The following is a 19,474-nucleotide window of genomic DNA, read 5'->3' as shown; positions in this document are numbered from 1 at the left end:
GGCCAGAAATGTCCCGGATCAGTCGCCGCACTCTGTTCGCCGGTGCGGCAGCCGCCGTCGTGGCCGCGTCCACGACGCCTGACGCGGTGGCCGCACCTGCGGCCACCGCTGACGGCTTCGCCGCAGTGCCCGCGTTGGGCCAGAACGGAACCACCGGTGGCCTCGGCGGTCCTGTGGTCACCGCGACCACGGCCGACCAGTTCCTCGACTACATCGACACAGTCGGCCCGATGACGATCCAGCTGTCCGGCCGGATCGACATCACCAGCAAGCAAGGGGTCCGGCCGAACAAGACGATCGTCGGTCTCGGCACGTCGGCTGTGATCAACGGGGGCGGGCTGGACTTCTACCGCTCGTCCAACGTGATCGTCCGCAACATCAAGTTCACCAACGCCGAGGACGACGCGATCAACGTCGGCCAGAACTCACACCACATCTGGATCGACCACAACGAGTTCGTCGCCCCTGTCGACGGCGCGGTCGACATCGTGCGCGGCGCGGAATACGTGACAGTGTCGTGGAACTGGTTCAACCAGACCGACAAGAGCATGCTGATCGGTCACTCGGACGGCAACGCCAGCCAGGACCGCGGCCACCTCAAGGTGTCCATCCACCACAACTACTTCGACCGCTCCCGGCAACGGCATCCGCGAGTCCGGTTCGGCGAGCCCGTGCACGTGTACAACAACTACTTCCGCGCCAACAACCTGTACGCCGTCGCATCCACAATGGACGCCGGTGTTCTCGTCGAGGGCAATTACTTCGAGAACGTGCCGTTCCCCATCTACTCGGGTTACGGCGACAGCGGCCCCGGACGTGTCGTACAGCGAAACAACGTGTTCGTCGGTTCGGGTACTCCACAGACACTCGGCACTGTCGTCGAGCCGCGCACGTACTACGCGTACACCCTCGACAATCCGGCCTCCATCCCAAGCATCGTGCCCGCCGGCGTCGGCGTCGGGAGGTTGTGATGAGAAAACTGACCACGCTGATCGGGTTCGCCCTCGCCGCCAGCATCGCACTCCCGCCGGCCGCTTCCGCTGCGACACTGCTCAATGACGACTTCGAAGACGGCAACACGACCGGGTGGAGCACCAGCAGCGGCAGCTGGTCGGTCGTGGCCGACGGGTCACGGGCGTTGCGCCAGTCCGGCACAAGCTCGGACGCCAGAGCCCTCCTTGGGCTGTCATGGTCGGACCAGTCCGTGCAGGTGCGCGTCAAGCCGACCGGCTTCGGCGCCACGAACCGCCATGTCGCCGTTGCAGCCAGGGCCCAGAACGCCAGCAGCTACTACTACCTCGCGTTGACCGCGAACAGCTCTGTGGTCCTCGGCAAACGGAGCGGGAGCGGGTTCACCACGCTCGCGTTGGCACCGGCGGCGGTGTCGACCGGATCCTGGTACACGCTGCGACTCGAAGCGTTCGGCACCACATTGCGTGGTTTCGTGGACGGCACACTGCTGACAAGCGCCGTTGACACCTCATTCGCCTCGGGACGAGCTGGCGTGACCACGAACTACGCCAGCGCATCCTTCGATGATGTGCTCGTCACCGATGTGCGCGGACCAGGCGGCCCGCCAGATCCGCCGCCTCCCGGCACATGCGACACCTCAGGGACCGCGACGGGCTTCGCATCGGTCGACGCTTGGGGCCAGAACGGCACGACCGGCGGCGCGGGCGGACCCACCGTCGAAGTGGACACCGCCACGGAGTTCCTCACCGCGATCGGGCGGACCGGACCGGTGAACATCTGTGTTCGCGGCATGATCGCCCTGCCTGGTCCGATGCACGACGTCACCTCGGACAAGACCATCGTCGGCGTCGGCTCCGCGTCCGGCTTCACCGGCGGTGGCCTGAACATCGGTCTGCCCGTCGCCGACAGCGTCACCACACCCCCACCGGATGCCGTACACAACGTCATCGTGCGCAACCTGGTGTTCCGCAACTGGGCCGACGACGCCATCAACGTGCAGATGTTCTCGCACCACGTCTGGATCGACCACAACGACCTGGCCAGCGGCAAGGACGGCGCGATCGACATCAAACGCGGCTCCAGTTACGTGACCGTCTCGTGGAACCACACCCACAACCACACCAAGAACATGTTGTTGGGACACGACGACAGCAACGGCGCACAGGACACCGGCCGGCTGAAGGTGACTTACCACCACAACTGGTTCAACGAGACGCCACAACGCAACCCACGAGTGCGATTCGGCGAGCCGGTGCACATCTACAACAACTATTACCTTCACAACACCGATATCGGCGTCGCGTGCCAGGCCAGCGCAGGCTGCGTCGTGGAGGGTAACTACTTCGAGAATGTCGAAGAGCCAGTCAGCAACCACTACGCTGGCCCGACGGGGCGTTGTGTCGCGCGGGACAACGTCTTCGCGGGCGAATCGGGCCAACCTGATTGCAGTGGGACTGTTCAGGAGCCGCGCGCCTACTACAATTACACACTCGATGACCCGAATTCGGTCAAGGCTTCAGTGATGGCGGGCGCCGGTGTCGGCAAGATCGGTGTGTCCGCTCTGGCCAACACTGTCGACGGCTTCGCCAGCGTCAACGCCCTCGGCCAGAACGGGACGACTGGCGGGGCGGGTGGACCGACAGTCACCGTCACGACCGCCGCACAGCTGCGGGACTACGCCGGGCGCGCGGGTCCATTCGTGATCATGCTGTCCGGCCGGATCCAGTTCGACGGGATGATCACGGTGGTGGCGAACAAGAGCATCATCGGTACCGCCGGTGCCGAGATCAGCGGTGGTGGCCTGCAGCTGGGGTCGACTACCCGGCCCGGCAACAACGTGATCATCCGGAACATCAAATTCGGTGACGCGTCCGACGACTCGATCAGCGTGACGAACTCCGCGCACCACGTGTGGATAGACCACAACGAGTTCCTGCCTGGCGCCGACGGTTCGGTCGACGTCAAGCGCCAGTCCAACTACGTCACGGTGTCCTGGAACTGGTTCCGCGGCACGGACAAGTCCATGTTGCTCGGTCATTCCGACAACTACACCGCGGATGTCGGATACCTCAAGGTGACGTACCACCACAACTTCTTCGACGGCTCAGCACAGCGGCATCCGCGGGTCCGGTTCGGCGAACCCGTGCACGTGTACAACAACTACTACCGCGGCAACAGCCTCTACGGTGTCGCATCCACAATGGATGCGGGCGTTCTGGTCGAGGGCAACTACTTCGAGAACGTCCCCTTCCCCTGTCACGTGGGCTATGCCGAGTCCGATCCGGGCAGGATCATGCAACGTGGTAACGCGTTCTCCGGCTCAGGCGCGTGCGAGGCGGCCGGAAGCGTCGTCGAGCCCCGCACGTACTACCAGTACACGCTGGACAGTGCGGCCAACGTTCCGGCCATCGTCCGCGACGGCGCGGGCACCGGCCGGATCTGACGGGATGCTCCTCGTGAGCGAGGGGCGCTCACGAGGAGCAAGTCGTCACTCCTTGCAGGTCTTGTTCTTGTTCACGCAGTTGACCAGCCGGTTCATGATGCTCTGCGACATCACGTTCGCGAAGTCGTCATGATCAGAGAACGGGTTGTGCTCCTCTTCCGGGAAGGAGTCCACCTTGTACTGTCCGTTGCGCTGCACGTCCGCTGGGATGTTGTACGTCAGTGTGATCCGCAGCTGCGGAACGGCTTTGAAGCCGTCACGGCACTTCCCGTTCTGGTCCGGGTAGACGATGTGGTCGCGGTGGTTCTTCGAGTCGGTGTTCTTGCCGTCCCAGCAGCTCGGGAAGTCGTGGATCCGCTTGACTTTGCTCCCCTGCGGGCAGATCGGGTACTTGTTGATCAACACGCGGTCCTCGAAGCCCTGGCAGGTCCACGAGTCACGGGCGTTCTTCGGCCCGTTGGTGGAGACCTTGGCGTCGCCGTACAGTACCCGCAGGAACTTCGGCATCGCGGTCACCTTGCCGACCGGGCTGCCCCGGAAGGTCAGCTCGACCGACTCCGGGCGCTGGATCTCGCCTTCGTTGCCCGGCAGCTCGTTGTTGTCGTTCTCGTCCGGCAACTGTCCACCGCCACCGGGATTCTGGTTGCCGCCCTGCTTGAGGGCGCATGGCGCGAGCCGCTCGAGTCCTTGGGGCCTCGGGGCGTTGCGGCCGATCGCGATGGCCATCCGGTCGATCGTGGCGACCCGCTTGTCCTTCAGCGGTCCCAGAATCGCGTTCTGGATGAAGTTCGGGCCACCCTCGCCCTGTGAGGTGATCAACCGCTTGTTCGCCTCGTCGATCTGCGTGTCGAGCAGGTCCAAGTTCCGCTGGATCTCCGCCTGCGCCTGCTCGGGAACGTCCGGTAGCTGGCTGGCGACATCCGGGCAGTCCACTTGCGGCGCCTGACCGGCCTGTTTGTCCTTGGCTTGCTGCTGATCGCGTTCCTGTTTACGGGCCGGCGGGTTGGCTTGCTCGTCTTCCCGATCGATGCGTACCACCGGCCAGAAGTACGTGGACTTGTCCCCGTTCTTGCAGGTGGTTCCCGCTGCGAGCAGGCTCTGGTTGTTCGAGTCCGCGTTGGTGGACAGGTTGCCGACGTAGTCGTGCAGGTGCTGCGCTCCATTGCGGACGCCCGGTTGCGCGATGAAGTTGTCCGGGTTGAAGTGCCCGTTCTCGTTGCGGCCGCAGTCCACAGTGAACGTGCCACGGGACGCGTTCTGTTGCTGCCGTGGCAGTTTGACGTTCGGACGGACGGTGGTGATGTCGACGAACAACGACTTGTCCGGGCCGTCCGCCCGGGCGACCGCCGGGTCGCCCGCGGTGGTCACCACGACCAGGCCGCCGACCGCCATAGCCAAGCCGATCGCACCGGTGGCGATCTTCGTTCTGCGGGAAATGCGGTGTCGCCCCTTGATACGCGCCATGGGCCACTCACCTCGTTCGGGTTAGTTGAGCTCTCATCCTGTTATACGGATGTGACCCGAAGTTGGACGCAAGAATTTTCGGCGTATTGAGTGGTCAAGGCCACAGTGGAGCGTGGCGTGCCGTGCGGGTGACCCGTGTCCGGTCCTCGCCCGCGTAGAAACGGTCAGCTACCCGGTCCACACGCGTTACGAAGTCAGTCTTCGTCGGGAAGGGCGCGGCCGACCAGACTGTGTCCAGGAAGGACGTTCCATCCCGTACGACATTGGCAACGCCGGCATCAAGACCGCCGAACACCACCCGCGGCTCCACCCGCCGGAAGTACGAGTGGAACGGGTCAGCGGTGCCTTCGAAGAACGGTGCCAGCTCGACTCCGTCCAGCGTGTAGTGCAGAGGCTTTCCGGCCACAGGCGTCAAGCTGCGGACCAGATCACCGGACAACGTGGCGTTGCGGTAGAGAGAGAATTCGAGCATGGCTGTCCGGGAGTCACGGGCGACCAGGTGGACCGGGCCGTACATCAGGCTCTGCACGTCGGGCCGATCAAGCGCCTGCTCGGCACGGAGGGTGAACGGCATCTCGACGCGAACCGTGTCCCCGCTGCGCCAGGCCCGGGAGATCGTCAGATAGCTGCCAGGAGTCGGCTTCCCCACGTGGTGGCTTCCATTGATCGTGACGGTGACGCCCTTGCGCGCCCACCCCGGGATCCGTAGATGCAGATCAAACGTGGCGTTGCCGGAGATCCGCAGCTCTGAAGCCTGTTCGAACGGGTACGCGGTAGTCTGGGTCACCGTGACGTTCTGCCAGCGAACAGTGGACGGCATGTAGAGGTTGACGTAAAGCCCCTCAGGATGCTGGAAGTAGACCGTGTCCTGGTACTTGGTCGCACTCTCCATTCCCGTGCCCTCACAACAGGTGGTGCCCTGTTTCGGGGTGTAGTCACGGACCGACCCGGGAGCCAGTCCGATGAAGTACGTCACCAAGGGAAGTTCAGGGTCCGCCTGGTCCTGTTTGGAGCCGAGGATCTGGTTGACCAGCGCCCGCTCGAAGTAGTCCATGTACTTCGGGTTCCGGTCGTGGGCGAACAACGACCGGCTCAGCTTGAGCATGTTGTGCGCACAGCACGTTTCGGCGTTGACATCGGTCAGCGTGCTCGCGACCGCTCCCCGAGCCCGCCAGAACTCCCGTTCGCTGGTGCCGCCGATGCTGTACATCCGGTGCGGTACGACCATGTCCCAGAAGTTCTTCGCCGCGGTCAGATAGCGCTGCTCCCCGGTGCTCTCATGCAGCCGCACCAGGCCGGTGAAGATGGGAATGTGCTGGTTGGCGTGCAGCCCTTCGAGCACGTCCCGGTTCGCCGCGCACGCGTCGATCAACGAGTTGAGATCGAACAACTTGGCCAGCGCCAGATAGTCCGCATTGCCGGTGATCTGGTGCAGGTCGGTGATCGCCTCGACCAGGCCGCCGAACTCACCGCTGGAGAACAGTCCCCACATTCGCTGCAGGACCTCGGCACTGAGCTTGCGCAGCCGGGCGTACATCCAGTCGGCCATCCCGGTGGCCAGGTCCAAAGCCCGCGCGTCGCCGGTGTTGAGGTACGCGTCCAGCAGTCCTTTGAGGATTTTGTGCGCGGTGTAGTAGGGCGCCCAGACGACGGTGTAGTCCGAGCGCGTCATCGTCTCGAGTGTGATGAACTGTGTCTCGGGATACGCGGCGAGGAAGCCTGGGTGGCTTGGGGAGCCCCACGTACGTCGCAGGGTCGCGTCCGACAGCCCGGAATCGAACGAGTACGAAGCGAGATCGCCCTTCCCCGGACTGTTCCGCAGTCCAGCGATCTCGCTCGCAGTCAATGCGCGCGACCAGATGTTGACGTCGTCGAGGACACCCGCGAAAGCCGGGTCGGCCGCGTAGTTGGACCGGCCGACCCAGTTGTTGCGCACCTGGCCGAGCACCGCTGGGTTGAGCGACATCGCGGTGTTCACCGCGACTTGGCTTCCGTTCACGTACAGCACACCGGCTGTGCCTTCGACAGTCACCGCGATATGGCTCCACTCCCCCAGTGGCAGCGAAGCGGTGCCGTTGATCGCTTGCTCGCTTCCACCGCCATTGGTGGTGATCGCGAAACGTGGCACGCCGTTGTTGTTGCGCGCGGTGAGGTACATGTAGCGGGTCGTGTCGTTGCCGAAGTCGAAAATCCGCGCCCATGTCGCGGCGTGGGTGGGTTTGACCCACGCCGACAAGGTGACGGCCGCGCTGCCGCCAAGCACATTCGGCGGCAGATCAAGGTATTGGTAGCTGCCGCGAATGAACTCCAGTCCGGTGCCGAACCGGCCAGGAACACTGAGCGGCACGGGATCTCGCCGCAGCGCCGCCCGGCATTCGACCAGTGCGCCCACTATCGTGCTGATCTTCTCGGCGAACACCGGTTCGCCGGTACTGCCATACGCCTGCGCCAGCATGGACAGGAAGTGACCTGTGTAGTGCCCACGGAGGTTGCCGTTCGCTTCCCCGTCCAGGCCTTCCCATCCGCCGGGCGCGACCGCGCCTCCAGTGGGAAGCCCGGCATTCGCGCGGAAGACCTGCACTAAGCGGTTGACGTCATAACCACGCGCGTAGGCCAGCATGAGGGCTCGCTTGTCCGCGAAAACTCCGCCGCCCAATGTGACGTCCCGCAGGGCAAACGGGCGTAGAGCCGGAGGCGCCGACTCTGCGAACGCCTGGCCCGTGGTCGCCGTCGTGGCGAGCGGAGCGACGACGGCGACCTTGAGGAGGCTACGGCGGTCAATCATCATCGGATCCAGAAGCTGACGCGTTGACGGTCGCGCTGCGATCCGCTGGGCCGGACCACTACGAACCTGCCATTGTCGTGGCCAAGGTAGGCCGCCGGATCGGTGGTCAGCCGGAACGACGTCGCTTTGCTGTCGGCCAGACCCGGCACCTGCACGAAACTCGCCGCTTTTCCGTACACATCGGACTCGTCGTACGGATCGACCCGGATGGTCATGGGATCCACCACCCGGACATACCGGTCGGGGAAGTTCACCGACTGCAGTGCGATCCGGCCGGGATCGCGGAATCCGGGAACGATGCGGAACTGTGAGTCGGCCAATTCCCGGACGTCGCCGTCCACGCGCAGGCGGTACTCGTAGTGCCGGACGTACAGGTTCGGCGCGTTCAGCGGCGAGAACCGCAAAGCTGGTCCGCCTTTGCCCACGGGGACACCGAAACTCGGTGTGCCGTCGTCGTTCCAGTACAGCCGTTGCACGCGCGTGTGCCGATTCGGGTCGTACAGCGGATCTCCGGAGATGTCCCGATAGTCGCGTGCGTGGTAGACCAGCACATCGGTCTTTCCGTCTTCGGCGACCGTGAAAGAGTTGTGCCCGGGGCCGTACTGCCGTGTGTTCTCGTTCGTCGTGAAGATCGGCTGCGGTGACTTGGTCCACGACCGGGCGTCGAGCAGATCCGATTGCTCGTCGGCGGTGAGCAGACCCATGCAGTAGCGGGCATCGGTCGCGCTGGCCGAATAGGTCATGAACACCCGGCCGTTGCGGATGATCACGGCTGGGCCTTCGTTGACCTTGAACCCCTGGATCTCCCACGGGAGTGTTGGGACCGCCAGCCGCACCGGGTCACCCTTGATCGCCAGTGGCGATGCCATCTCGGCGATGTAGAGGTTGCTGTTGGTCGCGATGCCTGGTTCGCTCTGCGCCCAGGCGAAGTACCTCCTGCCACGGTGTTCGAACGTCGTCGAGTCGAGGGTGAACGTGTCCCATTTGGTGATCATCTGACCACGCAGGACCCACGAGTCCGTCCGTGGATCGTCCGCAATGGACTCGAGGACGTACGTCCTGATCCGGAACACGTCGTCGGAGTCGCCTGCGGCGAAGTAGACGTACCAGCGACCGTCGATCCGGTGCAGTTCCGGTGCCCAGATGTGGCCGCCCATCTTGCCCGAGGACGGCCGGCGCCAGATCGTCCGCTCCCGGGCAGAGGCAAGGCCGTCGATCGTCGGTGCGCCTCGCACGACAATCCGGTCGTACTCCGGAACCGAACCGGTCATGTAGTACATGCCGTTCACTGGTCTGGTGATGAACGGATCGGCGCGCTGCTCGATCAAGGGGTTGCGGGTGGTGATTTGTGATTGCCCAGGTTCCGCTGCCTGCGCTGACTGCGCTGTGGTGGTTCCGGCAGCGACCAGCAGTCCTCCGCCGGCGAGCAGGACGTTTCGGCGACTCGGCATGTCGGCTCCTTACCTGGCCTGGACCCGCAGGAACGTCACCGAGTTGGCCGGGAACGTGTACGTGAACGTGTTCGCCACCCCGGAGAACCGGGAGTCTCGTGGCTGGATCGGTTGTGTGTAAGCGGTGTTGACGTCGTCGGGCTGACCTTGCAGCGTGGTCACTCGTGCGGTCGAACCGACTCGGACGCGTGAGCCGAGGTCGACCTTCGTGCGGGCGGCCGTGTCCTGCGCGTTGACGACCTTGACCACGAGTTCACCGGTCTTGGTGTCGCGCGTGACGACCTGCCGGAACGGTTCGGCGACCTTGTCGTCGGTGAAACCGCCCCACCGCTGTCCGTCGAGGAACAGCTCCACCTGACGGCCGCGAACCGAGATCCGCACGTCGTACTGCTTGCCGGTGTCGATCCGGGTGCCGTTCGAAACGAGGGTCTCCTTGGCTCCGCCGGAAGCTTTCTCCACCGCGGACACGGTGTTGCCCCAACCGCCGAGGTTCCACCAGTAGTAGTTGCCGGTGTCCTTGACGCCGAAGGCGATCAGGAACCCCTCCCGCCCCGCGAGTTTCGTCGCCTTGACGGACAGGTCGTAGTTGCTCCACGCCGGATCGCCAGCAGTGACCATGGTGTTCTCGGCGGCCTGGTCGGACTGGACGTACGCACCGTTGGAGACGGCCCATGAGCCGCGCCCGCTCTTGGTCCACCGCGAGTCGTTGCCCGAGAAGTCGTCAGTGAACAGCGAGGAGCCGTTGGCAGCGGTGACGTTCACGTCGTCGTAGGAGGCGCTCGTGGCCCATGTGGACAACCCGATCGCCCCGGCTATCGGCGCGACAGTGGTCGGTGTTGCGGAAGCCTTGCTCGGCACGACGTGGTCGCCGACGTTGGTCATGAAGAGCTTCTGGGTCTCGTAGCTGGTCGACCCCCAGGACGTGTGGTTGTTGAACCAGATCATGTCCGGACGCCACTGCACATAGTCGGTGTTCGCGAGCAGCGGAGCGTAGGAGGCGAGCTTGACTACGTCGGCGTTGCGCTCCAGGCCGGTCATGTACGCGGCTTCGGTCAGCGCGTTGTAGAACCGGTTGTCCTGCGATGCGTACTCGCCAAGGAAAACTTTGGGGCCGTTGCGATCGTACGAGTCATACCGCTGGTTGTTCTGCAGGAACCACTGTGGACTGTTGTAGTAGTGCTCGTCCACCATGGCCACGTTGGCACCGCGGTTGAGCTCCCAGAGGCGGTCGAACGTGGCGCCTGTGTCGTCAGGACCGGAGTTGCTGATCACGGTGATGCCCGGGTACCTGGCCTCGATCGCCTTGCGGAACTCGGTGAACCGCGCGAAGAACTCGTTCGGCAGGTTCTCCTCGTTGCCCACACCGACGTGCGTCAGGTTGAACGGCGCCGGGTGCCCCATCTCCGCTCGCTTGCGTCCCCACGTCGAGGTTGCCGGGCCGTTGGCAAACTCGATCAGGTCGAGCGTGTCCTGGATGTGCCGTTGCAACAGGGCAGGATCATCGGTCGCGCGGTTCTGCCCGCATCCGGTCACCAGTGCGGGCACGACCGGGAGCGGCATCGCGCCGATGTCCTCGGCGAACTGGAAGTACTCGTAGTAGCCGATGCCGTAGGACTGGTTGTATCCCCAGAAGTTCGCGTTGGTGGCGCGTTGCTCGACCGGACCGATCGTGTCTTTCCATTGGTACGAACGCTTCCGTTCCCAGTCGGGTGCCGTGTAGCCGTAGTGGCTGCCGGTGTTGACCAGGCAACCACCCGGGAAACGAACGAATCCCGGCTTCAGCGCGGCGATCTTCCCGGCAAGGTCGGCCCGCATTCCGTTGGGCCGGTTCTTGAACGTGTCACGCGGGAACAGCGACACCATGTCCAGCCGGAGAGTTCCGGTCCCGCTGGCCTTGAGCGTCAGCCGACCTGTCGTGCTGCTCGACCGAGCCCGGACCGTGCCGGTGTACTTGGCCCACCGGTCACCGCGCACTTGCAGCCGGAGCATATCGGTGAGTGGCTGGCCAGCGGGATCGGTGACCGAGACGGTGAGCGGCAGGCTTTCCGCGCGTGCCCAGACCGAGAAGTCGTAGAGTTTGCCGGCCTCGACACGGATGCCGGAGTTGTAGCCCGAGTTGGCGATGCCGTACTCACCGCCGCGCAGATCCATTCGCAGATAGCGTCGGTTGCGCTCGTTGAGCCGCGCTTCGTCGTCGACGACCTGCGCCGTCCCCGCTCCCCCGGTCGGCGCCCACGAGGTCATCCCGGTGTAGGACGCGTTGTCGGCCGGGTCGTACTCAAAGGACCTGTTCTGCACGAGTTCGGCGTACAACCCGCCATCCGCCGCACGATTGATGTCCTCGAAGAACACCCCGTACATCGTGCGGTCGATCGTGGCACCACGCCCGGTCGAGTCCACAGTCAGCGTGTAGTCCGTCGGATCGGCTCCCGCGGCTACCGGGTTCATGAGGCCAGCGAATGTTAGCGCTAACACTACTGGCAGGACGACGCCCCTCGTGAACACGACACATCCTTTCGCACCTTTGCGAAGATTCTGGCGGCGAACAGCTTCCAGATCGTGACGCCTGAACGCCATGGAGTCAATGGTCTGTTATCGCTAAACTTCCCGACCACCGGAAAGCGGTTGCCAGGACCTGCACCACCGACATGCTTCCAGCGCAGGCACCCGACATGCCAAGCATGTCCAGCACCCACTCCGGCAAGCCGAGCTGCCCCCATTGGGTCCGGTCTTCGAACGGGTCACCGACGCCCGGTCACAACCTGGTGCTGTCCCGCAGGATTACCTCGCCCTTGACGCGAATCACCCGGCGCCGCTCACCGGCTTGCTCCTCCATCGCCATCGACCCGGCCATCCGGCCCATGTCCTCGAGCGGCAACCGGACCGTGGTCAGCGAAGGCGCGACGTCCCGCAATGTCGGGATGTCGTCGAAGCCCGCGACCGCCATGTCACCCGGCAAGCTGAGCCCACGGTCCCGCACCGCCGCCATCGCCCCGATCGCCATCACATCGTTCACCGCGAACACACAGCCAGGCCTGGTCCTGCGATCAAGCACCTCGGACATCGCCTGGTAACCGCCATCTCGGGTGAAGTCGCTGTGCACGACCACCCCCGCTCGCTTGCCCCGCTTCGCCAGGCCTTCGACAAACCCGTCGACCCGGTCGCGGGCGGTGAGCAAGGTGTTCGGGCCGGCAAGGACGCCGAACGTCTTGTGGCCCTGGTCGACCAGGGCCACGGCCAGGTCCTTGGCGCCCGCGCGGTTCTGCGGCAGGACTGTGTCCGTCCCGAGTTTGTCCTGGCCGATCACCACGGCCCGGCCGCCGCCTGCCACGAAGTCCGCGATCGCCTGGGCCACCTGCCTGGTGTGGGCGTTGTCGGTGGTCCGGCTGCCCACCATGATCAAGGCCCGGGCCCGGCGCGCCCGCATCGTGCTGACGTACCGCAACTCCTGTTCCTGCCTGCGCAGGGTTGTACCCAGCATCATCTCGCCGGTCGGCTCGACCGCGGCCATCGCCGCCGCCGCGATCACCGAGAAGTACGGGTCCTGGATGTCCGGGACGACCAGGCCGACCACGTCACTGCGCCCGCGGGCAATCGCCTGTGCGAAGGTGTTGGCGGTATAGCCCAGCTCCTGCGCCGCGGCCAGCACGCGTTCCCGCAACCCGGCCCCGACCACGCGTTCGCTGCCGTTCACGACCCGCGATGCCGTCGCCAGGGAGACCCCGGCGCGCTCCGCCACTTCCGCGAGGGTGACCTGTGACCCCACGCCCGACCTCCCGATCGATGGAAACCGCTTTCCAAGCGTACGGGGTGCAGTCTGCGTGACGCGAGAGCAAAGGCGGAGCCGCGTGTCGCGACCCCGCCCGGAGCGCTCCTACCGATAGATGATGTCCGACGAGGAGTAGACGCAGTTCTTGCCGTCCGGCCCGGTCCCGACCTTCTTGGACTCGCCCTCGCCCTTCTTGACGCCGTTGTACTTGTCGCAGATGGTGACCTTCCTGCTGCTGTCGCCCACGATGGTCACCTTGCTCAACCGCGCGGTGTCGCCGTAGTTCACGTTGATGCTGACGACGTTCTTCGCCGACATCTCGATCCGCACGTTCTCCACCCGCACGTGCCGCGTCTGCGGGTTGTTGCTGCAGTTGCCGCAGGTCCGGACGAGTTTTCCGATGCCTTGGGCGGCGAAGTTGCGGATGATCATCGTGCCGGGGGCGTTGTGCTGGAAGACCTTGTCGCTCGCGCTCAGCGCACCTCCGCCGTCGATAGTCATCGTCTGCGAGGCTGACGTGCCCTTGAACGTGGCGGCATCCTCACCCACGTCTTCCCACCACACGTTACGCAACGTGCACGTGCCCATGCAGTGCACGCCGTCCGCGCCCGGCTTGCCGATGATGACGTTGGCCAGGGTCGCCCCGTCGGCCAGTTCGAACACCGCCTTCTGGCTTTCGCTCCCGCCGCCACCGCCCAGTCCCTCGGGAATGACACGCCTCATGCCGTAGTCCCGCGAACCAGAGACCTTCACCGTGCTCGTCACGGTTTCCTGGCCGTTCGCCGGCGGTATCGTCACCGCCGCGGACGCGGGTTGCGCGACCACCACCATCGCGCTCGCCGCGGCGGCACCAGCGACAACACCCGACAGAACGTGAAGCCACCTCTTCGTGGCCATAGAACCTCCGATAGCACCTCGTGGTTTTCGCTGTCCCGAAAGGGAAGCGCTGCAAATGTGCGAACCGGTTCCTTCGACGGACAGTACGACAGGAAAGCGCTTTCCGCAAGGTTTCGAAGTGCGCCCCGCCGTGAAAGGCCTTTCATTTATTGGCTGAATCTTGGCGCTTTCCTGGAATTCCGCTGTCCGGGCGTTTCCCATGCCGCATCCACAGTGGAGGTATCAGATCATCCGATCAGACAAGGGAAACAGCAACAATGCGCAACAAGGTTCGTAGTCGCGTCGGTGTCGTGGCCGGAGGGTTGGCTGCGACGGTGGTCCTCGTTGGATGCTCGACTGGAAACGCAGAGAACCAGGCTGCGCCGCAGGCCCCGTCGCCGCAGGCCCCGTCGCCGCAGGACATCGCGAAGCAGTTCGACACCTGGAACGCGGCATTGGCCACCGGTGACCCCAACAAGGTCGCGGACCTCTACGCGCCCGACGCGGTACTTCTGCCGACGGTGTCGAACAACGTCCGGACCAGCCGCGCGGAAATCGTCGACTACTTCCAGACCTTCCTGCAGAGCAAGCCGGTCGGCACCATCGACGAGCAGGTCATCAAGGTGATCGACCCGGACACCGCGGTCAACACCGGCGTCTACCACTTCAACCTGACCAAGGACGGCAAACAACAGCGGGTGGACGCCCGGTACACCTACGTCTACGAGCTGGTCAACGGCAAGTGGCTGATCCTCAACCACCACTCGTCCGCCATGCCCGAAGGCTGATCCGGACACACAGACCGCCGCCGGCGGCATCGGTCAGGCTGACCGTGCCGCCGTCGTCGGTCACCAGCTGCTTCACAATCGCCAGTCCCAGGCCGGACCCGGACGGTCCGGTCGTGCCTGGTCCACGCCAGAACCGGTCGAACGCGCGCTGCCGGTCGGCTTGCGGCAGTCCCGGTCCCTGATCGGAGATCTCCAGCACGACCTGATCGCCCTCGTGACTGCTCCGGACGCCGATGGTGCCGCCATCCGGCGACACCTCAAGGGCATTGGACAGCACGTTGTCCAGCACCTGCTCCAGATTGCCAGGACTGACAAGCACTTCGTCGTCAGTGGGTTCGGCGCGCAACTCGACGCCACGTTCCGCCGCGGCGGCTCGCCACACCTCGAACCGATCGGAGACGATGTCGCTGACCCGCATCCGTTCTGGCGTACCCACCGCGGCCTCCGCCCGTGCCAAGGTCAGCAGACCGTTGACCAGACGGCTCATCCGCACGACTTCCGCGGTGGCCAGATCGACATCCTCCCGTACCAGTGGATCCGACGCGCCGTCGGCGATGTTGTCCAGCGACAGCCGCAAAGCGGTGAGCGGCGTGCGCAACTGGTGAGAGGCGTCGGCGATGAACGAACGCTGTGAACGGACGAGCGTGTCGATGGTCTCCGCCGCGTTGTTGAGCGTCCGAGCCAAAGTGCGGGTCTCAGTCGGCCCGGTCTCCTCAGCACGGGCGCCGAGATCACCGTCTCGCAGGCGGCGGGCCATCCGGTTGAGTTCACGGAACGGGCGGGTCAGCCGCCGCGCCAGCAGTGCACCCAGCATCGCGGCCACGATCAACACGGCAACAGCGAGCGCGGCACGGAATCCCCAGATCTGCACTTGCCGTTCGTCCAACGGACCGGACGGATAGCTGACGCGAACCGCTCCCACGACCGTGCCAGTCGAGTCCCGTGCAGGCACAGCCAGCACCAAGCCTTCGGCGCCCAACGCTGGCGCGGCGCCCCATTCGACGTGCTCTCGTCCGTTCAGCGCGGCCCTGAACGCGGCGTCGTCCGGTGCGACGGGCAACGGCAGCGGGGTGGCCGCCGTTCCATTGGCGAGCAACACGTCCAGCCGACCCGGTGACTCCTGCTGGTAGGCGGCCACCAGTTGGACCAATGCCTGCCGCGATGGCGCGGCGACCAGCAACGCCGCGGCGGATGCTTCCCTGTGGACCGACGTCTCCACGTCATCACGCAACTGCCCGGTGAGCACGAACGCCACCGGAACCGTGAACGCCGCGATGGCCACCGCGACCAGCACCACATAGCTGACGACCAGTCTGCGGTTCATCAGGAGATGACCATCCGGAAGCCCACTCCCCGGACAGTCTCCACAGTCACCGCGTCGCCGAGCTTGCGCCGCAGCGCTCCAATGTGGACGTCGAGTGTCTTGGTCGGGCCGAACCAGTTGGTGTCCCAGACCGCTTCCATGATCTGTTCACGGGTCAGCGCGGCACCGGGTTCCTCGGCGAGGAACACCAGGAGGTCGTATTCCTTGGGCGACAACGAGATCTCAGCGCCGTCCAGCCGGACCCGCCTTGACCGCCGATCGATCACCAGCCGCCCGCCCGCGTACTCGGAGATTGACGACTGGGCCGGCGCAGCCTTGACCCGCCGCAGCACCGCCCTGATCCTGGCGACGACCTCCCTGACCCCGAACGGCTTGGAGACGTAGTCGTCCGCGCCGAGTTCCAGGCCGACCACTCGATCCGTCTCGTCGGCGCGCGCACTGATGACGATGATCGGAACTTCGCCGCGAGCCCGAAGCTCCCGGCACACGTCCAGGCCATCCGTGTCCGGCAGGCCGAGATCCAGCAGCACCAGCCCGCCCGGGTCGGCCGCGAGCGCCTCGGCACCGGTACGGACCCAGTCCACTTCGAACCCGTAGCGCCCAAGGCCGCGCCGCAGGGACTCGGCGATCGGCTCGTCATCCTCCACCAGCAACACCCGCACGCGGCCGATCATGCCATCAGTCCACAGCGCACGGCGACACATTCGCTGTCCATTATGGATTTTGTGGTGGTGCGGTGCTCGACCGGATGATCAGCGAGGTGGGCACAGTGACGGCCGACGCGCCCTTGCGCTCGTCGGCGATTTCGGCGAGCAGAGCGGCGACAGCGTCATGGCCGACTGTCTCAAAGGACTGGCGGACCGTCGTCAGCGGCGGCCAGAAGTACGCTGCTTCCTCCATGTCATCGAACCCGACGACACTCACGTCGCCGGGCACCGCCCGGCCTTTCTCGTGCAGGGCTCGCAGCAGGCCGAGTGCCATTTGATCATTGGCGGCGAAAACGGCCGTGACCTCGTCCGGCAACCGCAGGCCGTGGTCATAGCCGGACTGCGCCGACCAATCGCCGGTCATGACCGGAGGTACCACCCGCCCGGCGCGTTCCAGCGTCGCGCGCCACGACTTCAGGCGTCGTTCGGCGGAGTAGGACTCGGGTGGGCCTGCGATGTGCCAGACGGTCTGGTGGCCGAGGTCGAGCAGGTGCTGGGTCGCCGAAGCAGCGCCCTCGGCCTGGTCGGTGTCGACCACGGGATAGTCGTAGCGAGCGCTGGAATCGATGACGACGACAGGAAGCCCGTTCGGCAGTTCGATGTCGCTTTCGTCCAATTGGTGCTGCTCGATGAGAATGATCACGCCGTCGACCGCTTCTTCGTTGAGCCGGTTGAAGGCGCCGGTGACCTCCCCTTGGGACGGCTGGCTGACCGGCATCAGGACGATCGAGAAGCCCTTGGCCACCACAGCGGCGGCGATGGCGTTGAGGGTGCGGCTGTTGCCGAAGGCCGGCGCCGTCGACATGATCACGCCGATGTTGCGGAAATGGCCGTTGCGCAGGGCGCGGGCCGCGCTGTTCGGCCGGTAGCCGACCCGGCGCATCGCGGCGAGCACCCGTTCACGGGTGGCATGGTCGACATTGGACTTGCCGTTGGCGACCCGCGACACCGTCTGGCCTGACACCCCCGCCTCGCGCGCGACGTCCGCCATCGACGGTCCCCTGCCGCTTGTCTGCCGAACCACGGGTGACTCCTCGGTGTTCTGGACATGTTTACGTCAACAAGATAGCCTCCGCCGCGTTCATGTTGACGTAAACATCACCGGGTCGTCGATCCGGTGTCGGCCCCCGGAGCGACGATGACGTCCACGCGCAGGCTCCGCCACTGGCGAGGTTGGCTGTTCGTCGCGCCGTTCCTGCTGGTGTTCGCGCTGGTCTTCCTCGCGCCCATCGGCTACGCGTTCGGCCTCAGCCTGTTCCGCGACCAGGCGTTCTTCGGCGGCACGACGTTCGTCGGAGCCGACAACTACGCGCTGGTCCTCGCCGACGCGAAGTTCTGGGAGTCGTTCCTTCGGGTGCTGGTGTTCCTCGCGATCCAGGTGCCGGTCATGCTGCTGCTGGCGCTGGTCGCCGCGCTGGCGATCGACAGCGCGCGGCTGCACGCGGCCGGGTTCTTCCGGATCGTGATCTTCCTGCCGTACGCCGTGCCCGCCGTGGTCGCCACGCTCATGTGGGGCTTCATGTACGGCGACCACTTCGGACTCGCCGCCGACCTGAACCGCCTGTTCGGTACGGACGCCATCAAACCGTTGTCGGGCGGCTGGACGCTCGCCTCGATCGGCAACATCGTCACGTGGGAGTTCGTCGGCTACAACATGCTGATCTTCTACTCGGCGCTGAAGGTCGTCCCCACTGATCTGTACGAGGCAGCGGCCATCGACGGCGCGGGAACGATGCGCACCATCCTGAGCATCAAGATCCCGGCGCTGCGCGGAGCGCTGATGATCGCCACGATCTTCTCGATCATCGGCAGTTTCCAGCTGTTCAACGAGCCGAACATTCTGCGCACGCTGATTCCCAACGTGATCAGCACGTTCTACACGCCGAACATGTACGCCTACAACCTTTCCTTCGCGGGGCAGCAGTACAACTACTCCGCCACGGTCGCGATCGTGATGGGTGTGCTCACCGCGATCATCGCCTACGTCGTGCAACTGCGCGGTGCGCGGAAAGGCCTGCGATGAGCTCGATCTCCGTACTACGGCCCCGCAAATCCCGGGTACTCACAGCGGTCATGTCGCTGTACCTGATCTACACGCTGTTGCCGTTGGTGTGGCTGGTGATCAGCGCGACCAAGACCCAGTCCGCGCTGCTGTCCACGCCGGGGCTGTCGTTCGGCGGTCCGTTCGCCCTGTTCGACAACATCGTCGAGACGTTCACCTACGACAACGGGATCTACTTCCGTTGGCTGGGCAACACACTCCTGTACGTGGTGGCGGGCGCAGGTGGTGCCACGTTACTGGCGACCGCGGCGGGTTACGGCCTGGCGAAGTACGATTTCGCGGGCCGCAAGGCGGTTTTCGCCGTCATCCTCGGCGCCATCGCGATCCCCGGCACGGCGTTGGCCGTCCCGACCTTCCTGCTGTTCAGCGAACTCGGGCTGACCAACACGCCGCTCGCGATCATCATCCCGTCGCTGATCAGCCCGTTCGGCCTGTACCTGATCTGGATCTACGCCCGCGACGCGATCCCCGACGAGATGCTGGAGGCCGCGCGCATCGACGGCGCCGGGGAGATCCGCATCTTCTTCACCGTGGCGTTGCGCCAGCTTGTTCCCGGCATCGTCACGGTCGCGTTGTTCGCGGTCGTGTCCACATGGAACAACTACTTCCTGCCGCTGATCATGCTCAGCCAGCCGAAGTGGTATCCGCTGACCGTCGGGCTGTCCCAGTGGAACGCGCAGGCCACCGGCGCCGCGGCCCGTCCCGTCTACCACCTCGTCGTCACCGGCTCGCTGCTGACGATCGTTCCACTCGTCATCGCTTTTCTTCTCCTGCAACGGTTCTGGCAGTCGGGACTGAGCGCGGGAAGCGTCAAGCAGTAACCGCCCGCACAC

Annotated in this window: 14 protein-coding genes; 5 read left to right on the top strand and 9 right to left on the bottom strand. The window is 65.1% G+C overall.

Features of this window, described 5'->3' with window-relative positions; translation table 11 throughout:
* Window positions 1–8 precede the first annotated feature (8 nt).
* Window positions 9–971, top strand: coding sequence for a pectate lyase family protein (locus tag B9C43_RS06195; RefSeq protein ID WP_200825434.1), 963 nt, complete (start codon window positions 9–11; stop codon window positions 969–971).
* Complete coding sequence (locus B9C43_RS06190; RefSeq protein ID WP_084425028.1) at window positions 971–3,415, top strand: pectate lyase family protein; 2,445 nt, start codon at window positions 971–973, stop codon at window positions 3,413–3,415. The genes B9C43_RS06195 and B9C43_RS06190 overlap by 1 nt, the downstream gene beginning before the upstream one ends.
* A gap of 45 nt (window positions 3,416–3,460) precedes the next feature.
* On the opposite strand, the gene B9C43_RS06185 is transcribed toward B9C43_RS06190, so the two are convergent.
* From B9C43_RS06185 to B9C43_RS06160, 6 genes are all read right to left on the bottom strand, one after another.
* Entirely contained in the window at window positions 3,461–4,879 is a 1,419-nt protein-coding gene (locus B9C43_RS06185) for a DUF1996 domain-containing protein (protein ID WP_084425027.1), read from the bottom strand.
* Window positions 4,880–4,973: 94 nt separating this feature from the next.
* Entirely contained in the window at window positions 4,974–7,664 is a 2,691-nt protein-coding gene (locus B9C43_RS06180; RefSeq protein ID WP_200825433.1) for a beta-L-arabinofuranosidase domain-containing protein, read from the bottom strand.
* On the bottom strand, window positions 7,664–9,115 hold the full coding sequence (locus B9C43_RS06175) for a family 43 glycosylhydrolase (RefSeq protein WP_084425025.1): 1,452 nt from the start codon (window positions 9,113–9,115) through the stop codon (window positions 7,664–7,666). The genes B9C43_RS06180 and B9C43_RS06175 overlap by 1 nt, the downstream gene beginning before the upstream one ends.
* A 9-nt stretch (window positions 9,116–9,124) precedes the next feature.
* Window positions 9,125–11,563 (bottom strand): alpha-L-arabinofuranosidase C-terminal domain-containing protein, encoded by a 2,439-nt coding sequence (locus tag B9C43_RS06170; protein WP_084425024.1) that lies wholly within the window; start codon window positions 11,561–11,563, stop codon window positions 9,125–9,127.
* A 307-nt stretch (window positions 11,564–11,870) separates the two neighbouring features.
* Window positions 11,871–12,881 carry a LacI family DNA-binding transcriptional regulator gene (locus B9C43_RS06165; RefSeq protein WP_084425023.1) on the bottom strand — a complete coding sequence of 337 codons (1,011 nt, stop codon included), beginning with the start codon at window positions 12,879–12,881 and terminating at the stop codon, window positions 11,871–11,873.
* A gap of 108 nt (window positions 12,882–12,989) precedes the next feature.
* On the bottom strand, window positions 12,990–13,781 hold the full coding sequence (locus tag B9C43_RS06160; RefSeq protein WP_143446150.1) for a pectate lyase: 792 nt from the start codon (window positions 13,779–13,781) through the stop codon (window positions 12,990–12,992).
* A 257-nt stretch (window positions 13,782–14,038) separates the two neighbouring features.
* Here B9C43_RS06160 and B9C43_RS06155 point away from each other — a divergent pair, with 257 nt between their 5' ends.
* Window positions 14,039–14,548, top strand: coding sequence for an SgcJ/EcaC family oxidoreductase (locus tag B9C43_RS06155; protein WP_084425022.1), 510 nt, complete (start codon window positions 14,039–14,041; stop codon window positions 14,546–14,548).
* Here B9C43_RS06155 and B9C43_RS06150 read toward each other — a convergent pair.
* From B9C43_RS06150 to B9C43_RS06140, 3 genes are read right to left on the bottom strand one after another with little or no spacing between them, the layout of a single operon-like run.
* Entirely contained in the window at window positions 14,514–15,872 is a 1,359-nt protein-coding gene (locus B9C43_RS06150) for a sensor histidine kinase (RefSeq protein WP_084425021.1), read from the bottom strand. The two genes, B9C43_RS06155 and B9C43_RS06150, sit on opposite strands and share 35 nt — an antisense overlap.
* Window positions 15,872–16,546 carry a response regulator transcription factor gene (locus tag B9C43_RS06145; protein WP_084425020.1) on the bottom strand — a complete coding sequence of 225 codons (675 nt, stop codon included), beginning with the start codon at window positions 16,544–16,546 and terminating at the stop codon, window positions 15,872–15,874. Before B9C43_RS06145 ends, B9C43_RS06150 begins: the two co-directional genes overlap by 1 nt.
* Before the next feature lie 40 nt (window positions 16,547–16,586).
* Entirely contained in the window at window positions 16,587–17,570 is a 984-nt protein-coding gene (locus tag B9C43_RS06140) for a LacI family DNA-binding transcriptional regulator (protein ID WP_051897487.1), read from the bottom strand.
* A 147-nt stretch (window positions 17,571–17,717) separates the two neighbouring features.
* On the opposite strand from B9C43_RS06140, the gene B9C43_RS06135 reads away from it, so the two are divergent.
* Both B9C43_RS06135 and B9C43_RS06130 read left to right on the top strand, forming a co-directional pair.
* A complete protein-coding gene (locus B9C43_RS06135) occupies window positions 17,718–18,602 on the top strand; it encodes a carbohydrate ABC transporter permease (protein WP_051897488.1) in 885 nt (294 codons plus the stop codon).
* A complete protein-coding gene (locus B9C43_RS06130) occupies window positions 18,599–19,462 on the top strand; it encodes a carbohydrate ABC transporter permease (RefSeq protein WP_033392236.1) in 864 nt (287 codons plus the stop codon). Before B9C43_RS06135 ends, B9C43_RS06130 begins: the two co-directional genes overlap by 4 nt.
* The last annotated feature ends 12 nt before the right edge of the window (window positions 19,463–19,474 follow it).

Origin of the sequence: Kibdelosporangium aridum, from assembly GCF_900176515.1 — a bacterium.
GTDB lineage: Bacteria > Actinomycetota > Actinomycetes > Mycobacteriales > Pseudonocardiaceae > Kibdelosporangium > Kibdelosporangium aridum.
Note: the sequence above shows the minus strand (reverse complement) of the source record. Positions and strands in the feature narration are given on the sequence as shown.

Excerpts from the sequence above, each read along its gene's own strand:
- B9C43_RS06145 (WP_084425020.1), bottom strand. The coding sequence starts at position 16,546 with ATGATCGGCCGCGTGCGGGTGTTGCTGGTGGAGGATGACGAGCCGATC.
- B9C43_RS06185 (WP_084425027.1), bottom strand. The coding sequence starts at position 4,879 with ATGGCGCGTATCAAGGGGCGACACCGCATTTCCCGCAGAACGAAGATC.
- B9C43_RS06190 (WP_084425028.1), top strand. The coding sequence starts at position 971 with ATGAGAAAACTGACCACGCTGATCGGGTTCGCCCTCGCCGCCAGCATC.
- B9C43_RS06175 (WP_084425025.1), bottom strand. The coding sequence starts at position 9,115 with ATGCCGAGTCGCCGAAACGTCCTGCTCGCCGGCGGAGGACTGCTGGTC.
- B9C43_RS06155 (WP_084425022.1), top strand. The coding sequence starts at position 14,039 with ATGCGCAACAAGGTTCGTAGTCGCGTCGGTGTCGTGGCCGGAGGGTTG.
- B9C43_RS06160 (WP_143446150.1), bottom strand. The coding sequence starts at position 13,781 with ATGGCCACGAAGAGGTGGCTTCACGTTCTGTCGGGTGTTGTCGCTGGT.
- B9C43_RS06170 (WP_084425024.1), bottom strand. The coding sequence starts at position 11,563 with ATGAACCCGGTAGCCGCGGGAGCCGATCCGACGGACTACACGCTGACT.
- B9C43_RS06180 (WP_200825433.1), bottom strand. The coding sequence starts at position 7,664 with ATGATTGACCGCCGTAGCCTCCTCAAGGTCGCCGTCGTCGCTCCGCTC.
- B9C43_RS06130 (WP_033392236.1), top strand. The coding sequence starts at position 18,599 with ATGAGCTCGATCTCCGTACTACGGCCCCGCAAATCCCGGGTACTCACA.
- B9C43_RS06140 (WP_051897487.1), bottom strand. The coding sequence starts at position 17,570 with ATGGCGGACGTCGCGCGCGAGGCGGGGGTGTCAGGCCAGACGGTGTCG.
- B9C43_RS06135 (WP_051897488.1), top strand. The coding sequence starts at position 17,718 with ATGACGTCCACGCGCAGGCTCCGCCACTGGCGAGGTTGGCTGTTCGTC.
- B9C43_RS06195 (WP_200825434.1), top strand. The coding sequence starts at position 9 with ATGTCCCGGATCAGTCGCCGCACTCTGTTCGCCGGTGCGGCAGCCGCC.
- B9C43_RS06150 (WP_084425021.1), bottom strand. The coding sequence starts at position 15,872 with ATGAACCGCAGACTGGTCGTCAGCTATGTGGTGCTGGTCGCGGTGGCC.